Consider the following 17,611-nt stretch of genomic DNA (forward strand, 5'->3'; position numbering starts at 1 on the left):
TTGATTTACTTATCGGAAACATAAGCCTCCGAAAGTCTCACCAGAGACCAACCGTTGTCATAAACATCGCAGTCGTATAGAGGGATTTTTATCTTTAGAAAATAAGGGTCTTCGGGATCTTGAATATCTATCTTGAAAGAAGAACTCATGCAAACGGAAGAATCCGGAGATAGATAAACCGTTTGTAGGATTTTATTTACTGAGGAGTTTTTCAGAATAAGTTCCAAAGAAAGGCAAGTATCAAGACTCATACCGAACTTGATGTCGGCAACGGTTATTGAGGATGTAAACATATAGAATCCACTTGTTTTTAGGAATAATCGTTCTTGAAACGTTCCCCCTATCGAATACATGGAATTGCTTGTCGAACTTTTCCACGGTAAATAGGATTGTTTTTGTACTCGGAAAGTCGTATCCGAGGTTTCGGAGTTTTTTAATAGGAAAGGTTTATCGGTAATTTTTTTCCAAAATTCTACCGTTGTTGCATCTCCGTATCGTTCCGGATATCCCACATCTTTAAATCGACATTTTGCGGAAGGAGTCAAATCGGTATCTAAAATTAAAGGGGAATCGGCCACAATCAGTGTAGCAAGCGTTTTTTCCGTTTCTTTTTTCAAACATTCCAGATTAGCCGCATCATCATCGTTTTCAGGAGCAGGAAGATCCGTTACTTTACCCTGTATTTCTAAAGAACCTGAGAATAAGCCCCCGGATTCGGATAAATAGTCTTGGATTATATTATTTAAGGTTGTCAGATTGACTCCGGCAGAATTTGATGCGTTAAAACCGACATTGGTGATTTCATTACCGTTAGCTTGCCATGAATTTTTAAAAGAATAATTGTCTTCCTTGTCTTCGGTTATGAATCCCGTTTTTATTTCTTCGGTAATTTTGTTTAAATAAGTAAGAGTTACCGGTTCCGAACCTTCGGTAGGCTCTCGTAAATTCGAAAGATTTCCTATCGTAAGATTTCCTTGCATGGGTAGAGAACCGTTTTTCGGAACGATCATTGCATTTAAATGTTCGATTTGAAGTTTCAGATCTTTTAGAGTTAAAGTATCGTCTTCTTCTTGAGCTTCCGATTGCAATGATATAGAGTGATTGTGAGCGGAAATATCCGATGATAATAAAACGTCGATACCGCTACGAATATCTATGTATTCCGATAATATTTTTCTCAATTTTTTCAGTGATACGGAGTCTTTATTTTCTACCGCTTCCGACATATTTTTGAAAATATATCCTTGAGCATCGATATTTCCGATAACTGTTCCCGCAGAAGACAATAGAGACTCGGTAGCCGTATCCAAACTGCTTTTCAGAATTTTTAAGTTCATTCCTTCCAACGGAGTTACCGGATCACCGTGACCTTTGATGGTGTGATTGTTTAAATTCCAAACGGATTCTATCGTGTGTTCTTTAGTCCTGTTTTCAAGCGGTAGTCTTGTTTCCAGGGCGTATAGCATTTCTCCGAAGTTTACGGCATCGAAGTGGTCTTCCGAAGGTGCCAAACGAGTGATTTTATGATTCGCAATACGTAGGTCCGTATTTATTTCCGGTGCTACTAGAGAAAGTAAATTACCGTAAATTTCTTTCGTTTTTTCGAATGCCGAAGGAAAATCTATGGCATCGGTGTCTTCAACTCCTTCTCCCATATTGATGAAGCTGTTTGCTTGCAAATTTCCGTTTAAAATTCCTCCGAAATTTTTTAAAAGAAGTATTTTCAATGCTTCGATTGCTTTTTGTAACGTTCTTAAATTAACGGCGTCGTAGTCGTGTTCAGGATCGGCAATTCCGGATAATTCTCCTTGAACAATAAGATTACCGCTTACGATTCCTCCGTTGTTATCGATCAGATTATCGGTTTTTTCTTTGACGATGCGTTCACCGGAAGATAGGTTGACGGCATCGTAGTTTTCAACGGGATCTCCGACATCGGTCACAATTCCTTTTATATGCAATGCCTTTTCCGGTGAAGAAGGAATGTTTTTAAGAATAATTTCGGCTTTTTTTAGGTTAATCAAAGATTCGGCATGTTCGGTGTTTACGGCGTCGTTTTCGTTAATGGGAGATTTGTTTATAAATATTCTTGACGAAGAGCCGAGATACAGAGGACCGGAAAGAGTGACGGGGAGCGGTGATTGTTTTGCTGCAAAATCGTTTATGAAGGTATTTAAAGTCTTTAGATTGACTCCGTCCGTATTATCTAAAGGATCCGATATTCCTTGGATTTTTTTTCCGTTCATATTTAGATCGCCTTCGCAAACGATATCTTTTTCGACTATATAACGGGTTTTTATAGCTTCCGTTTCAATATATAGATTTTTAAGATTGCAGAGATCGGTGTCTTCAACGGCTTGAGGTATATTGCGTATTTTTGAAAATTCGTTGAAAATGAGATTAACCGTTAAAGGTTTGCCGGTTGCTGTTCCGGAATAGGATAGATAATCGTTTAATTTTCGATTTAACTCCGAAAGAGTTACCGAAGAATTAGGAAGAGTCGATCTTCCAAGCCCTTCAATGCCGTGATCACCGAAATTCAGATCGCCTTCCGTTTTTCCTCCGGATGTTTGAATGAAAGTATTGGTAGAAAAGATAGCTTTCAATTGGTTGAGGGGAACGGGGGCTGATATCGATTCGGCAAAAGATAAACCGTTTATTATTGCTTTAGGGGTGCAGACAATATTTCCTTCCATCTTTATCGATTGTTCGTTTTTTACGTAAGATACGTATCGAGATGTGATCTTTTCCAGATCTCTTAAAGACAGAACATCCGATTTTTCCGAAGCTTCCTTAAGATCCGTTAAGGTATACAGATTTTTGAAGTTGAGATCACAGAAAAATTCCTTGTCGGAAGAGTAGGGGACGAATGAAGAAAAATAATTTTCCATAAATTCTAAATTGACGGCATCCGAATTTTCTTTGCAGATTGGAATACCGGTTATTTTTTTTCCTTCGAGATTTAAATCACCTCTCATCGCATTGGAACGATTTTTAGCTGCATAAAGAGGGGTTATTTTAGATAGTTTTAATCGTAACGTTCTGAGATTCATGGCATCCGAAGGAAAAACGGGGTTCGAAAGTCCTCGGATTTTACATGACATATTTCCGTTTAAAGTAATATCGGTAACGAGAGGTGATTTATCAAAAGAAACGGAAATATATTGTTCCAATATTTCTTTACAGGTTTTTAAATTCACGACATCTTCTTCCGTCTTCGGATCCGGTAATCCTTCGAGGGTGCTTTGCTCGTCAAATATCAGATCCCCTTTTAACTCGGTCATCGAATCGGCTAATATCGGGACCAACGATTCCGAAGTTTTTTTGACGTCAAGGTATCTTACGGCATCATTAGGGTTAACGGGCTCTTTTAAATCGGCAATTTCTAAAACGGAAAGATTTTTCGTCAATTCGGAACTAATGATATTAGGAGAAGTTTTGATGAACTTATCTATAATATCGACGGTCGAAGCCAGATTAACCGCATCCGAAGCTCTCATCGGATTTGTCGATGTTTTAACGGTATGAGAAGAATCGAAGTTTAAATCGATTTTGATCCGTTCGGATTGTTTGCCCGATAAATCGATCCCGGTTTTTAAAAATTTCGACATGAATTTTTTGTTGAACGGTTGTTTTTCATCCGTAGGTTCGGAAATCATGAAAATCCGTCCGTTTTCGAAAACGATGTCTCCTTCAGCTAAAGTGTTTTCTCCTTTTAACGGTATTAAGGACTGTGTATGCCTTAAAACATCCGATAATATAACAAGATCATAATCCTCTACGGATGACTTTAAGTTAACGATACGATGTCCGTTCATAACCAAATCCGAAATATTTGTGTCTTCGCTATTTTTAACGAAGGAGGAAGCAAAATCATTAATGCGATCGTTCAATGTTTTTAAAGATACGATCTCCGTATTTTCAACGGCATCTCCGATTCCTTTGATTCCGTATCCTTCGGAAAACATTAAATCGTTTAAGAAACGAGTCGGGGAATTCCCCCGGATAGGGATCATGTCTTTGGTAAAACTGTTGAGAGTATTTAGGGTTAATGCGTCTTTGGGAGCAGTCGGATCGGAAAGTCCGCTTAATCCGAGATTACCTTCAAAAATGAAATCTTCATTGAAAAATTCGGTTTTCACGGCTTCTTTGATAGGGATACAATCTTTAAAAGATTGTTTTAAGTAAGCCACGTTAATAGCGTCATCGTCGTTTTGGGGATTCGGAATCCTTGTTATTTTTTTATCGTTCAGTATGATGTCTCCATTGACGGTTCCCCCGGTTAAAGGTATGAAACCCTCTTTATGAACGGATGCCAATCTTTCGGAAGTCTCTAAATTAACTCCTTCCGTATTTTCAACGGCATCAGCTAGGTTTATAACGGAAAATGAAGAACCTTGAATATTTCCTTCCATCGGAAGATTATTTTTATGTCCTAGAAATCGAGTAAGATAGGTTTTAATTGTCTTGTTTAAAAAACCGAGAGTGATTGCATCCGTTTTTTCTTGAGGTTCTCCCAATCGAGAAATACGATGTGTTTTCATATTAAGAGAGTTTTCCAAAACCGTATTTTCGTTAGATAAGTAATCTTGTTGTTTCACCTTTATCGTTTCTTTGACTTCTCCGTAATTTATTGCTTCGGATTCTAAAGAAGAAGGTTTGATATTCTTGATTTTCTTATTGTTGAAAATAAGATCTCCGGTTACGGGATTGAAAACTCCGTTACCTTCCGTAGAAATATAAGGAATCAGAATCTTTTTGAGAGTATTTACCGTGAGTAAATCATTATCGTTTATAGGATCTTTAAGATTAATGATTGAATTATTCCCCATGTCTATTTTTCCGGTAATGATTCCTCCTTTTTTGTGTATCATAAGGTCTTTGTCGTCCGAGTTTCGAATGAGCTCCGAAGTTTCTCTCATACTAAGAGCGTCGGAAGGCACTTGACTGTCCGGAATGTTCTTAATGACGGAGTGTTTATCTAAATATAGATCACCGATAAACATTTTTGTATTATCAGACTGTTTCGGATAGTTTGCCGACATTTTTTCAAAGTATCGGCGATTGACTCCGTCATAATCTTCGGAAGGATCTTCGAGGGAAAGAACGGAGTGGTTTTCGAGACTTAAATGCTCTCGCATGAGAGGTGCATTTTTTGAAATGAAATGCGCAGATATTTCCGTTAATTTATTTTTTAAATCTTTTACCGTAACGAGATCTCCGTTTTCCAAAGGAGGAGAAGTATTTTTAATCGTGGCCTTACCGTCGAAAATGAGATTACCGAAAACGGTTTCAATCTCTCCCGCGTTTAAAGATAGGTAACCGTCTATTGTCTCGTTTAATTGAGATAAAATAATCGGCTCGGAATGTGTGTCGGCTGTTTTATAAGAAAACAACGGGTGACTGTTCATGGATAGTCCGGGAATCATCGTTGTTTCATTATTTTTTAAATAAAAACTTTTTCGTTCATTAAGTTTTTTGTTGAATTCCTTCAATGAAATCGCATCTTCGTCATTTACCGGAGAACCTATATCAGTGATCGTAGACAAACCGTTAAAGACTATATTTCCCGTGACGTTAATACCTTCCGGAGTTCCTCCGAATGAGAGATAAAGAGGCACGTCTTCGAAACCGGTCCCGGATAACGGATTCGTTTTTTTTCGAATGTTTGTTTTTTCTTTCATAACACCTTAATTTTATTATTAAATTTTAATCCTGTATGACCTTAACGTTTAACTTCGCACATCCTAACGATGCTCCACTTCAAAGATGTATAAGAACAGGAATTTGCGTGAGCATTTTTCAGTTTGAAGACTTTTGAAGAGTTCGGACTTATTGAAATGACTGCTTGCAAAGTCACTACGTGATTGTCACGGCAAGAAAATGAAGACAATACGGATAAATTTTGTTGTTCGAAGCTTATTAATTCCGTAACGGTATCTCCCGTCGTAATGCGAGCCGATACGTTAATGAGATAAATTCCCGGGAATAACGGTTGTAGGGATGTTCCGTCTTCCGAAATCGTAAAAAATCTATCGGCAGGGGAGTTTTGAGCTTTTTTCGACCATACGATATGGTTTCCCGATTCCCAAACGGAAGTATTTTCGTCTTCGCCGAATAATACCGGTATTTGCGTTAGGGCTTCTATCGATTCCGAAAAGGGAACTAAAGAATCGACTATTCCGGAAGAAGAGACGTTTGTTATTCGCCGATTATTCATTCGAATATCACCGGCAAGAATCTCTCCTATGTTCTCGTTTCGAGAAACTTTGGACATTTTGACGTAATTCTCAAGTAATGATTTGAGATTTTTTAATGAAAGGACCGAATAATCCGATTTGACAAGAGAAGAACGTAATCTATATCCGTTATCGAATGATAAATTTCCTTTTTTTATTGTTGTAGTTGTAGTCGTATTACGGATATATTTTTCGGTTTCTTTATTTAAAGTCCCCATATTTAGGGCATCGTCGTCTTGTTGAGGATCCGCTAAGTCAATTATGGCATATCCTCCCATATCGACGTCATGATCGAAAGACGTAACGTTTTCCGAAATATAAAAATCGTTCAGAAGTTCCTTCTCTTCGTTCAGCATAGCTAAATTCAAAAGTTCCGAATCTTCTTCCGGTTTTCCGAGATTGAAGATCCGATGCCCGGAAGCATTCAGAAAATTTATGGAATCTCCGATTCTTGATATTCCTTTTTTTGACGATTCATTTAAATATAAACGAGCGAATTTTAAGTTAACTGCATCTCCGTCATTTTCGGGATTACGAATTTGTTTTAATCGACCTTCAATATTGAATGTAAGGTCGGTCGATAATTCAATCATCATTCCGTCGTTTTTAACATAGTCTTTGAGATAGGTATTTACGGCGTCTAAGTTCAAACCGTCATCGATTTTAACGGGATTCGATAAATTGGAAATAATTGTTTGTCCCATGTCTACATCGGCTTTTATAACGGGAGAGTTTTTCGATAGATATTTTGTGCACTCTTTTTCTATGTATTTGAGAGCTTGACCTGATTTTACGGCATCTCCATCATCGACGGCATCCGAAAAACCGATCAGTCTCGAATTATCGTCCAAAGATATATCTCCTTTGAAGACATGAACGGCCCAATTGGAAAAACCGACTTTTGAATAAACGGTTTCTCTTAAAATGTTTAAATTTACGGCATCTCCGTCATCAACGGCATTTCCGAGACCCATTATTCGGTTCATACCCAAGTCCAGTGTAGATTCAAGAACATCTTCTTGAGGATTGAATAATTCGTTCTTAGAATCCGTGATTTTTTTAATCAAAGTTCTTTTATTGACGATGTCGTTAGGTAAAGCCGGATCTTCGATATTTCGAATAGGATGTCTCTGTAAATCCATAGTGCATTGAATGATATTGTCGATGTTTGCAAGAATTTTGGATGCTTTTTTTTCATTAATCAATTCGGATAAGCTTCGTAAATTCAATATATGATTCTCGGATGAGGTTGTGATATCGGATAGCTTATGTCCCCGGAAATCAATCTGTCCCGTGATAACGTTATCATTGTTCGAAACCATTAAATTCTCGGATTTATAATTATCCGTCAGTTCGATAAAGGATAAAAGATTGATGACGTGATCTTCAGTGTTCGGATTACTTATATTTCTCATTCTATGACCGCTTAAACTTAAATTGCCCAAAACGACGGGATTTAATCGGGAAACCGTTGATGAACTTTCTTGGATAATCATCATTCTGGTTGTTTTGAGATTGATTATCTCGTTGTCTTCAACGGCATCTCCTAAAGACGTTATCGTATATTTATTGTCAAAAGTCATATTTCCTTGAAAAGGATGAGATTCGTCATTGCCTTTCAATGACAGATATTGCTCTCCGAATGTTTTGAGATCTCCGTAGTTGATTGCCGATGAATCGTTCGTTAAATCGACTGCTATCAGATTTTTTGATTTCCCCTTCGAAATTGTAATGGATGATAGAAATTTGGGAGCTTCCTTTAAGATCCAATGTTTTGTTAAGGAAGAAAGAATCCTTTTTAGACTTCTTAAGTTTACGCCATCTCCGGGAAGTACCGGATCTCCTATATTTTTAATTCCGGCCCTGTCATCGAACGTCAAATGCGAAGAAATAGGTTTCGAAGCAATCTTATTTAAAAGTAACAGATCCGAACACCTTTCATTCATACTGCTTAATCTCAATGCTTCATTAAATTCCGTCGGTTTCGGAAGATTTAAGAAAGAAAACCCATTCATGTTTAACGAATAATCGATTATTCCTCCGGATAACGGAATGCAGGCTTCCGTTTTTTTGAGATCTTCAAAAGCTTTTCCGACAAAACCTAAAGTAAGAATATCTCCGTCGTTAATGGGATCTTTTAGTCCATCCAATATCCCGGACCCATTTAACGTTATATTGCTTGTAAAAGGCTTGTTCATCGTCGTTCCCGATAAGGATAATCGTTCCTCGAACAGTTTCTCGGTTTGTTCCAAATTGACGACTTCGGTATTGACGGTTGCATTCCTTATTCCCGATACCGTATTCGTATGATTAAACGATAAATCTTGGGAAATAAGATTTTCGGTGACTCCGGCAGTCTTCAGAAAAGTTTTTTCGCAATGATTTTTTAATGTCTGCAAAGACAGTGCTTCCGTATCTTCGGCCAAGGAAATATTGTTTCTAAAAGCCATGCCGTAAACACGTTTTCCCTGCATGTGCAGCTCGTTGTTAATGCTTCCTCCGGTCAGAGGAAGAAAGAGACCTGAATAATCGGATATGATTTTGTCGGTCTCCTCAAGATTGATAAGATCGTAATCGGATGCATGCTTTCCTAAATTCGTAATGGTCGTTGTTTCATTGAATACCAGATCTCCTTCTAAAATGATTTCGGAAGAACTTTTTTTTAATATATTGTCCTTTAGGGCTTCCGAAAGACTTTTTAAATTAACGGCATCTTTTGCTCTTTGTCCTAATGAAGAAAATGATACCGTATGAATATTGTCGAATTTTAAACGACCGCTAATAGGATTTTCCGCTGTCGTTCCGGAAACCGAAAGATATTCGTTTCCTAGAAGTTTTAAGGTTTTTAAATTAACGCCGTCAAAGTTATTAACCGGATCGGACAGATTGATTATCCTATGATCCGACATATTAACGCGTTCGAGAGGGGTATTTTGAAAAGTGTTTGTCAGATAATCGTTTAAAAACTTCAAATTGATGGCGTCTCCTTCATGTTTCGGTTCAGGTAGACCTGTTGTTGTATTTGAACCTTTAATGACGATATCCGAACCTATAACAACTCGATTTTCGGAATTTTCGTTTTTTATTAGGAAAAAGGATAATTTTTTCAGGTTTTCCATTGTCGCCAAATCCGACTCTTCCGAAGCTTGCATCAAATTTTTAATAAAATAACCTTCTTTAAAACTAAACTTTCCTTTTACGGGATTTTTAAGAGTTCCTTTTATGGAAACATACTTTGTTAACTCTTCATTAAAGTATTTAAGATTAATCGCGTCAGTTTCCGAAGCCGGGTTGTTCATAAAGCGTATGTTTTGCAAATCGACATCTAAATCGGATTTTAATGCTCCGCCTTTTATAGGTAATTTTCCGATAAAAGTTTCCGATAGGATTTGGTTTAAACTTTTTAAATTAACGGCATCTTGATCGAAAACAGGCGATAAATTGGTTTTGATCTTATGAATACCGTCGAAGACAAGATTTATTGTAAGAGGAGATTTACCCGGAATGACAACGTTTGCAAAAATTTCATGGAACGTTTCCAAGTGGGTAATGTCGTTATCTTCTTGGGGACTTCTAAATCCGGTAACGGTATGATTACTGTCGAAAATCAAAGAACCCGAAAAAATTTTTTTTTTCGGAAATTCCATATTCAGTCGTTCTTTAACGAATTTTAAATTAACGATATCGTTATCACCGGAAGGCTCTCCCAGATTAACTATTTTATTATTATTTAGGTCTAAAGCCCCTTCAAAGACTCCTCCTTGTTTGTTTAGTAGTTTTTTTGATTCCTGAAGCAGAAGTTTTTTTAGTGTTCGTATGTTAATCAAACCTTTTTCGTTAATGGGATCTCTAAGATTAATGATTTTATGATCATTAAGATTCATATTGCCTTTCAGAGAAAAACCGTTGACGGTTACATAGAGTTTTTTTTCCTCATCAAGGAGAACGTTCAATCGTTCGACGGAAATCATATCTTCCTGTTCTTGAGAATTTGAAGGAAGATTCGAACATATTTTCTCGTTCAAATCGAAATCGCCTTCGGATACGGATCGATCTCTTCTAATGCAAAAATCATTGAAGTAATCCGAACACATTTTGTTAAAAACTTTACGAGATACAATCTCGGATTGATCTTTGGCGTCCCTGAAATTTTTTATCGTTGAAAAATGATTAAAGACTAGGGAAGAATTCAAAACGGAATTTTTTTTCGTTCCGGTTAAAGGAACGAGAAAAGGCAGTTCATCTATAATTTGCTGCAAGATAACTCCATCTCCATCGGTAACTCCTTTTCCGACATTAACTATTCCTTGGTTGTTCATATCAAGAATTTTATGGAAAATTCCTCCTGTTTTTAAAAGAAATTCCTCTTTTCTTTTTTGGAGAGATTCATTGACAAATCGACGATTGATGGCATCGGAGTTCGTTATCGGATCTTTTAATCCCGTTAAGCGTCTTCCTTGTTTTAAAATTCTGTTGCCTTCGATAGGTGAGTTTTTATTGTTTCCGGAATAGGAAATATAATCGATAAATAAACTACGTACGGTTCTAAGATTGACAGCATCCTCGTCTTTTTCAGGATCCGCCAAATCTATGATTTTATGATTATTCATCTCGATATTCGTATTTAACTTTTTATCGGAAAGAGATAAGTAAAGGCCCTTTTTTCCCTCGAGCAATTCATTAAGCACTTTCAAATTGATCGGATCATCGGATTCTAAGGCAGCCGCTATATTTTTTATCGTGTAATTTCCGTTGAAATTTAATGAAGAAGAGATTGGGTTCGAAGAGGAATTTCCGGAAGAAGCAATAAGAACGGTATTGAGGTGATTCAGTTGTGATAAAGTAACGGCATCGAAATTTTCAATTCCTTCACCGACTCCGAATATTTTACCTGATATTAGAGATAAGGGACCTTCCGTTTCGGCGGATTCCTTAAATATAAATTTCCCTTCCAGATCATCATCTATGGCGTTTTTGACTTGTTTGAAATTAACAATTTCATTATCTGCTTTTGCTTCCGATATCCCCGTGATTTTATGTGTGCCGTCGAAAACTAGATTTCCTGAAACGGGATATTCCGGTAATGTTCCTCTAAGAGAAATGTAAGTTTCTATGTTTTTTTCGAGTTGTCGGAGTTCGGCTCGAAGATATCTTTTCTCTGTCGTAGTGTCTCCTTTTTTGTTTTTTTTTGTGTTTTTGATCATATGGATTCCTATGGTTAACCGATTTTCGTTTCCGAAATCGGTCATTTAAAATAAAATTCAATCGTTTTTTCTTTAAAATTTAGATTAAACTTTTGAATTCATTTTCAAATAAAATCAAAATTAATTTTTAATAATCATTTATTTAAAAAATGTTTTTTTTAAAATGATTTTTAAAAAAATATTCAAATCAAATGAGTTTTCATTTAAATTACTTATTTTTTAGGTTTTTTTTATGGAAACGACTCCGACTTTGCTTGCGCTTCTACAGACGCACTATCCTGACTCTTCCATATCGTCTCTTCGATCTTGGATTAAATTGGGTAGGGTTCTCGTAAACGGAGAAGTGATTAAAAAACCGGGAGATCATTGTTCTTCGGATGCTTCAATCGAACTTCTATCACAAACCGCAACTCAGCACAGAAAGTTTGCGGGTATGCGTATTCTTTATGAAGACAACCGATTGGTGGCTATAGATAAACCTGCAGGTATGCTAAGTGTCCCCGCAGCCGGTAAAGAAAGTCATGCTCTGGGATTTTTAAAACGTTATCTCAATACGCCTCATCTTTATCCGGTGCACCGGATAGACAAAGGTACCTCAGGAATAATGATTTTCGCTAAAGGTATCGATTCGGAGAGAAAATTCGATACCGTTTTCGAGCAACATGACATAGTCAGAGAATATATTGCCGTTACTGAAGGGAACGTTGAAAAAGACGAGGGGACTTTTTCCTGTTATATTAAGGAGCAATCTTTATATAAGATGTCATTGACTCGGTATCCGAAAGACGGCAAACTGGCCGTTTCCCACTATAAAACGGTCAAACGCTCCGATAATTTTTCCTACTTACTATTCTCTCTTGAAACAGGCAGAAAACATCAAATTAGAGTACATTGCCAAGCCATGGGGCACCCGATTATAGGTGATCGTCTTTATGGAGCATACGGTAGCCCTATGAAAAGAATTGCTTTACATGCTTTGCGCCTGTCGTTCACTCATCCTTTTACTCATAAGATTCTGGATTTGTATTCTTCGATTCCGGCTGCTTTCAAAAAATTGGGATTTCCTGATTTATAATCAACAATAATGAACTTCTATTAAGTTATTTTAACTTTTTAACAAATCAATTTAACAAATCAATTATTTTTATTTAAGATAAATGTTATAATTTAAGTTATAATAAATTATTTTAAATATTTTTTATGATTACTAGTTATAATGATTCACTTGTTTACGCTGCTTGCATGACGGCTGCTAATGCCCTTTCGGATGTCAGCGATATTTCTCTGTCTCAAGACATTCAAAATGTTTTTAATTTTTGTACTACCATTCCCAGCTTACAAACACAGGAATCAATAAGCGACGGCAAGAGACTTTATGATCATTTCAAACTAGGACAGCAATTCCCGAAACTTTATATAAAGACACAAAGCGACCGGGAAGAAGTGTTGGAACGTCATTATGAGAGTAGAGCAAGACTACCGAAAACGGTTTTTACAACAAGCTACGTCAACGGCGTCCCCGTTTATCAAAAGGTGGATGTAGTTTATAGCAATTATTCCGGCAATGATTTTTGGAATTGTTTGTTATGTTTATATTGTATAAGACCTCTGACCACCGCTCCTTCGAGTGGTAGTCGTGAGTCCGACAAATGGAAAGTAATTATCGTATTGATTTTGATTGCCGTTATTCTGTTATGTTTATTCGTATCTACCGCAATTTGGACTTGCCACCAGGGAATTAAATTAAAAGAGTCCGTTAAACGTACGAAAGTTCTTAGTGAGCTGGTCCATCAAATATCGGTTGCCGAATCTAACGGCGGTGATGCCGTTCAATTGGCTAACGATATGTTTATTGTCCGCGACGCTATCCTTATTGAGAAAAAAATAACCGCAATCAGCCGAATGAAGGTGGCTGCCGGAACTGTTACGACAGTTGCTTTAGTTGCTATGTTAGCACTTGTCATTCTAGGGTGTTTGGTGCTATCAGGAGTAGCTGGAGGGCCTACAATGATAACGGCTCTTATCGCACTAGGATCCATCGGAGGCGGCGCTTTACTCTTATCATTGACTTTATTTTTATCGATCGCTTTATATAAAACCTCAGCTAAAGACTCAATAGTTCGTCAATCTTGTACGCTTATAAATTCTCTTATTACGGAAGCGAATAACAAAATGTTGGGACAACAACACGCATAGGAACTCTATTAAAGCGATTGTTTTTATGGTGTTGAAACAAAAAGTCTCTTTCAATAAAAAATTTTCAAAAAAGATTTAAAATTGATAAAAGCAGATCATTTTTATTATTAGATGTATATAAAATCAGTTTCTATTATAATGGTGAATTATTTTATGTCGTGTATATAACCGGTACTAATTAATGATTAGTTGTCTTAGCAGCGTCTGTTATTCCATCCAAGATATGAACCAAAGAATGTTTGTAATTTGCGCCATTGGGGATATACTTCTGTTTCCGTTAAACTCAGTCTTGACAACCGTTTTCACTTTTATTGCGTTGTGCACAACCATAATCGCTGTTCTTATTAAATATTCAGTTCATATTTTTCGTTATGATCGTTGTTGTAAGTCTTGTATCTCCGGTGAATGCTATGCCATGTTTCGAGGAGGCTTGTCGATATCTAATTTTCAACATATCGGATATTTAAATTTAATCCCCATTCTAGGACCTTGTATCGTCACCTGTATTCTATTCTATCGAGGGATGCGACATGGTGCCTATAGCAACTCTTTAAGAACACTAGGATGCTCGTCCTCTTTTGGAAGTATATTATATTTAGCTTTCTCCGAAACGCTTGAGCTACCTTTAGCAGCCGTTAGCAGCATACCTTCCTTTAAACAAGACTTAATCGTAATTTAAATCTTACAATTTGATTATTTATTTTAAATAAATTTATTATTGTTAATAATTTTAAATTACTTTATCATGTTAAGTAGATATTATATGTCTATTTTTAACGCATGTTAACGATTAAACTAATATCGAATTCTGTTAAAGACTTCTTCTCGACTTCCTAAAGCATTAATTTCTTCCACTTCGCAAAATTTCTTAAAATATTCTAATAAGGGAAGTGTATTATGAAAATAAACGGTTATTCGCTGCTTAACGGATATCTCATTGTCATCTTGTCTTATGATAAGGGGAGCACCGCATTTAGGGCATAATTTTATTTCTTCTTCAATGTTTCCGACGTTAACGGAAAATGAGGACTTACACTCCGAACACGAAATCCTTGATAAAATCCGATGAACAATCTCGCTTTCAGGAAGATTTAAATAAATGACTCGGCAGATAAATCCCGTGTTTTTAATATAATTAAAAAGAACTTCAGCTTGAGCAATCGTTCTGGGGAAACCATCCAAAATATAGCCGTTATGACAATCCTCTTCTTGAATACGTTCAAATACCATTTGAATAACCAAATCATCCGGTACTAATTGTCCTTGGCTGATTAAAAATTCCGCCTGCTTACCTATATCGGTGCCGGAAGAAATATGAGCTCGTAAAAGATGGCCGGAGCTAATCTCCGGAATGGATAACTTTTCGGATAGTCTCTCAGCTTGAGTGCCTTTTCCGGAACCCGGAGCTCCTATAAAAATAAATACGGTCATAATTACTCCGACTTATTCGAAAATTGAGAGGGTATTGGTATCATAAGCATCCTTATTGATAAACCATTTAACGGGTGAATGTGAATGGTTTAATAACTTTGCAGGCAATACAACATTTTCGGGTTCGGTTATAGTTTTTTCAAAAAGACGCTTCAAAATATCTTTTTTATCGGCGCCGGAAACATAAATGACGACTTGACGAGCTCGGGTTATGCAAGGAAGCGTTAATGTAATCCTTTCAGTATTTAAGAAAGGTACGAAATTAGCTACGACATCTTTTTCTCTTTCTTCCAAAGCTTTCGTACCGGGGAATAAAGAAGCAATGTGTCCGTCAGTTCCTATACCTAACATCACTAAATCGAAAGTTCGATCGGGAACTTTTCGCTTTATGATCTCATTATAAGCAATGGCCGATTGTTCGGGGGTGTCTTGCATATTCATTCGAAAGATATTATTCTCAGGAATATTAAGATTCGACAATTCATTCATGGCATTCCCATAGTTACTATCGGAATGATCGTCAGGAACATTCCTTTCGTCGCTCCAAAATAAGAAAATTTTTTCCGGAGGGGGTAAAAATTCTTTTTCTTTAACAATATTTTTGAAAATTTCCAAAGGAGTTCTTCCTCCGGATAAAGCAACGAAAAAGGAATTTTTATCATTACAGGAATAACGAGCTTCAGTAATCCAATCAGCAGCCGTTAAATGTAGGAATTCGGTATAGTCGTCGGTTAGAAAGATTTTATTTTTTTCATCAAAGTTTACGAATCTGACCATAAATTTTAACCTTTCGAAAAATAAAACCGAGATGATACCGGAAGCATTTTTTTTAAGATTCCTGAATTGAATAAGAATTTATATTTTGAACGGTTGCCATAATTTTTTTTTCCGTGGTTCTGTTGTTAGGCTTCTAATCTTATGTATTTCTTGGTTTAGATGAGGTATCTCTTATCCTTACGTACGATGAGTTGCTCACAACAACAGAGAAGATGCACCGACAAAAGTGTCCATGCCTATCATGACTATAAGGGCAACCAGCACCGTTCGTCTCTATTAATCAATTGATCTGCTTCTTTAGGACCGGAACTTCCCGCAGCGTAATTCGGAAAATCTTTGGTATCGGACGTGTCGTTCTGCCAACGCTCTATCACTGGAGTAAACAGTTTCCATGAAGCCATAACTTCTTCTTGTCCCGTGAATAAAGTTCTGTCTCCGCACATACAGTCATATAATAATTTCTCATAGGCTTCCGGAGCAGTAATTTCAAAATACCCGTCATAGCGGAAGTCCATTCGTACGGGCTTTAAAAGATTCGTCGTACCGGGAATTTTACAATAGATTTGGAGAGCTGCTCCTTCATCGGGTTGCACCCTGATAATAAAAAGATCGTTTTGAGGACAGCTTTTCTGGTTCGGAAAAAGATTATATGGGGCTTTTTTAAAGAATATGGCTATTTCGGAACGCTTGGAGTTTAATCGTTTTCCCGATCTTAAATAAAAAGGCACATTCTTCCATCTGGGATTGTCTATTTCAAGTTTAAGAGCGGCATATGTTTCTACGATAGAGCTGGGGGATACATCATTTTCTTCTCTATAGCCCTTAACTGAGATCCCGTTTACAGATCCGGATGCGTATTGCCCTCGAACTACCGGAAAAGAGTCTTTCTCGACAATCGGTTTTATGGCATTCAAAACCGAAACTTTTTGTTTTTTTATACTTTCCGATTCCAATCCGGACGGCGGTTCCATCGCCGTTAGAGACAATAACTGCATCATGTGATTCTGTATCATGTCTTTCAAAATACCGGCTTCCTCAAATAGATTGCCTCGAGTTCCTATGCCTATTGACTCACTCACCGTAATTTCCACGTGATCGATGAAATGATGATTCCAAAAGGATTCGAAAATCATATTGGAAAATCTTAACGTTAAAATATTTTGAACGGTTTCCTTACCTAGATAATGATCTATTCTATAAATTTCCGATTCTTTTATATTGTCGTTGATATTACGTTGAAGTTCCTTAGCTGTTTGTAAATCTCTTCCGAAAGGTTTTTCGACAACTATACGAGACCATTTATTTTTTTCTTTTTCCGAATCATAAATCAAATTATGATCTTTTAAATTCTTAATGATTTCGGGAAAATATTTAGGGGGAGTAGAGAAATAAAAGATACGATTCCCTTTAGTTTTTTCGGTAATATCCAGTTTTTCCAGAAAAATTTTCAGACCTATATATCCGGAGGGATCGTCAAAAGAAGACCGATGATAAAAAATACGGTTTTTTAAATCGTTCCATGCTTTGAAATCAATTTCTTTCGAAGAAGTTTTAGCTAAGGATTCCGAAAGCTCTTCCTTGAAAATCTCATCAGTCTTATCTCGTCTGGCAAAAGCCACGCAGGCGAAAGAAGAGGGAAGTTTTCCGCTTTTATTTAAGTTGTATAAAGCAGGAATTAATTTACGAGAAGTTAGATCTCCAGTGGCTCCGAAAATAACTAAAATACAAGGAGAAGGTTGAAAACAGCCTGTTTGCATACATATC

Annotated in this window: 8 protein-coding genes; 3 read left to right on the top strand and 5 right to left on the bottom strand. The window is 36.7% G+C overall.

Annotated elements, in window-relative coordinates:
* Nucleotides 1-5: 5 nt before the first annotated feature.
* Together RSA43_00625 and RSA43_00630 are read right to left on the bottom strand one after the other, a co-directional pair.
* Nucleotides 6-5,684, bottom strand: coding sequence for a hypothetical protein (locus tag RSA43_00625; protein MEG2495793.1), 5,679 nt, complete (start codon nucleotides 5,682-5,684; stop codon nucleotides 6-8).
* A 41-nt stretch (nucleotides 5,685-5,725) separates the two neighbouring features.
* On the bottom strand, nucleotides 5,726-11,443 hold the full coding sequence (locus RSA43_00630) for a hypothetical protein (protein MEG2495794.1): 5,718 nt from the start codon (nucleotides 11,441-11,443) through the stop codon (nucleotides 5,726-5,728).
* 232 nt (nucleotides 11,444-11,675) lie between these two features.
* Here RSA43_00630 and RSA43_00635 point away from each other — a divergent pair, with 232 nt between their 5' ends.
* The 3 genes from RSA43_00635 to RSA43_00645 all read left to right on the top strand — a co-directional run bounded on the left by RSA43_00635 (nucleotide 11,676) and on the right by RSA43_00645 (nucleotide 14,318).
* The gene (locus tag RSA43_00635) at nucleotides 11,676-12,518 is read left to right on the top strand and encodes an RluA family pseudouridine synthase (protein ID MEG2495795.1); all 843 of its coding nucleotides are present in this window, start codon (nucleotides 11,676-11,678) and stop codon (nucleotides 12,516-12,518) included.
* Between the two features lie 125 nt (nucleotides 12,519-12,643).
* Entirely contained in the window at nucleotides 12,644-13,639 is a 996-nt protein-coding gene (locus RSA43_00640; protein ID MEG2495796.1) for a hypothetical protein, read from the top strand.
* A 181-nt stretch (nucleotides 13,640-13,820) separates the two neighbouring features.
* Entirely contained in the window at nucleotides 13,821-14,318 is a 498-nt protein-coding gene (locus RSA43_00645; protein ID MEG2495797.1) for a hypothetical protein, read from the top strand.
* Nucleotides 14,319-14,434: 116 nt separating this feature from the next.
* Here the strand turns inward: RSA43_00645 and RSA43_00650 are convergent, their stop codons facing one another.
* The 3 genes from RSA43_00650 to zwf all read right to left on the bottom strand — a co-directional run bounded on the left by RSA43_00650 (nucleotide 14,435) and on the right by zwf (nucleotide 17,604).
* Entirely contained in the window at nucleotides 14,435-15,070 is a 636-nt protein-coding gene (locus RSA43_00650; GenBank protein MEG2495798.1) for an adenylate kinase, read from the bottom strand.
* Nucleotides 15,071-15,082: 12 nt separating this feature from the next.
* A complete protein-coding gene (pgl, locus tag RSA43_00655) occupies nucleotides 15,083-15,847 on the bottom strand; it encodes a 6-phosphogluconolactonase (protein MEG2495799.1) in 765 nt (254 codons plus the stop codon).
* 245 nt (nucleotides 15,848-16,092) lie between these two features.
* The gene (gene zwf, locus RSA43_00660; GenBank protein MEG2495800.1) at nucleotides 16,093-17,604 is read right to left on the bottom strand and encodes a glucose-6-phosphate dehydrogenase; all 1,512 of its coding nucleotides are present in this window, start codon (nucleotides 17,602-17,604) and stop codon (nucleotides 16,093-16,095) included.
* Nucleotides 17,605-17,611 lie beyond the last annotated feature (7 nt).

This window comes from Victivallaceae bacterium (genome assembly GCA_036659455.1).
GTDB lineage: Bacteria > Chlamydiota > Chlamydiia > Chlamydiales > Chlamydiaceae > JAVXCN01.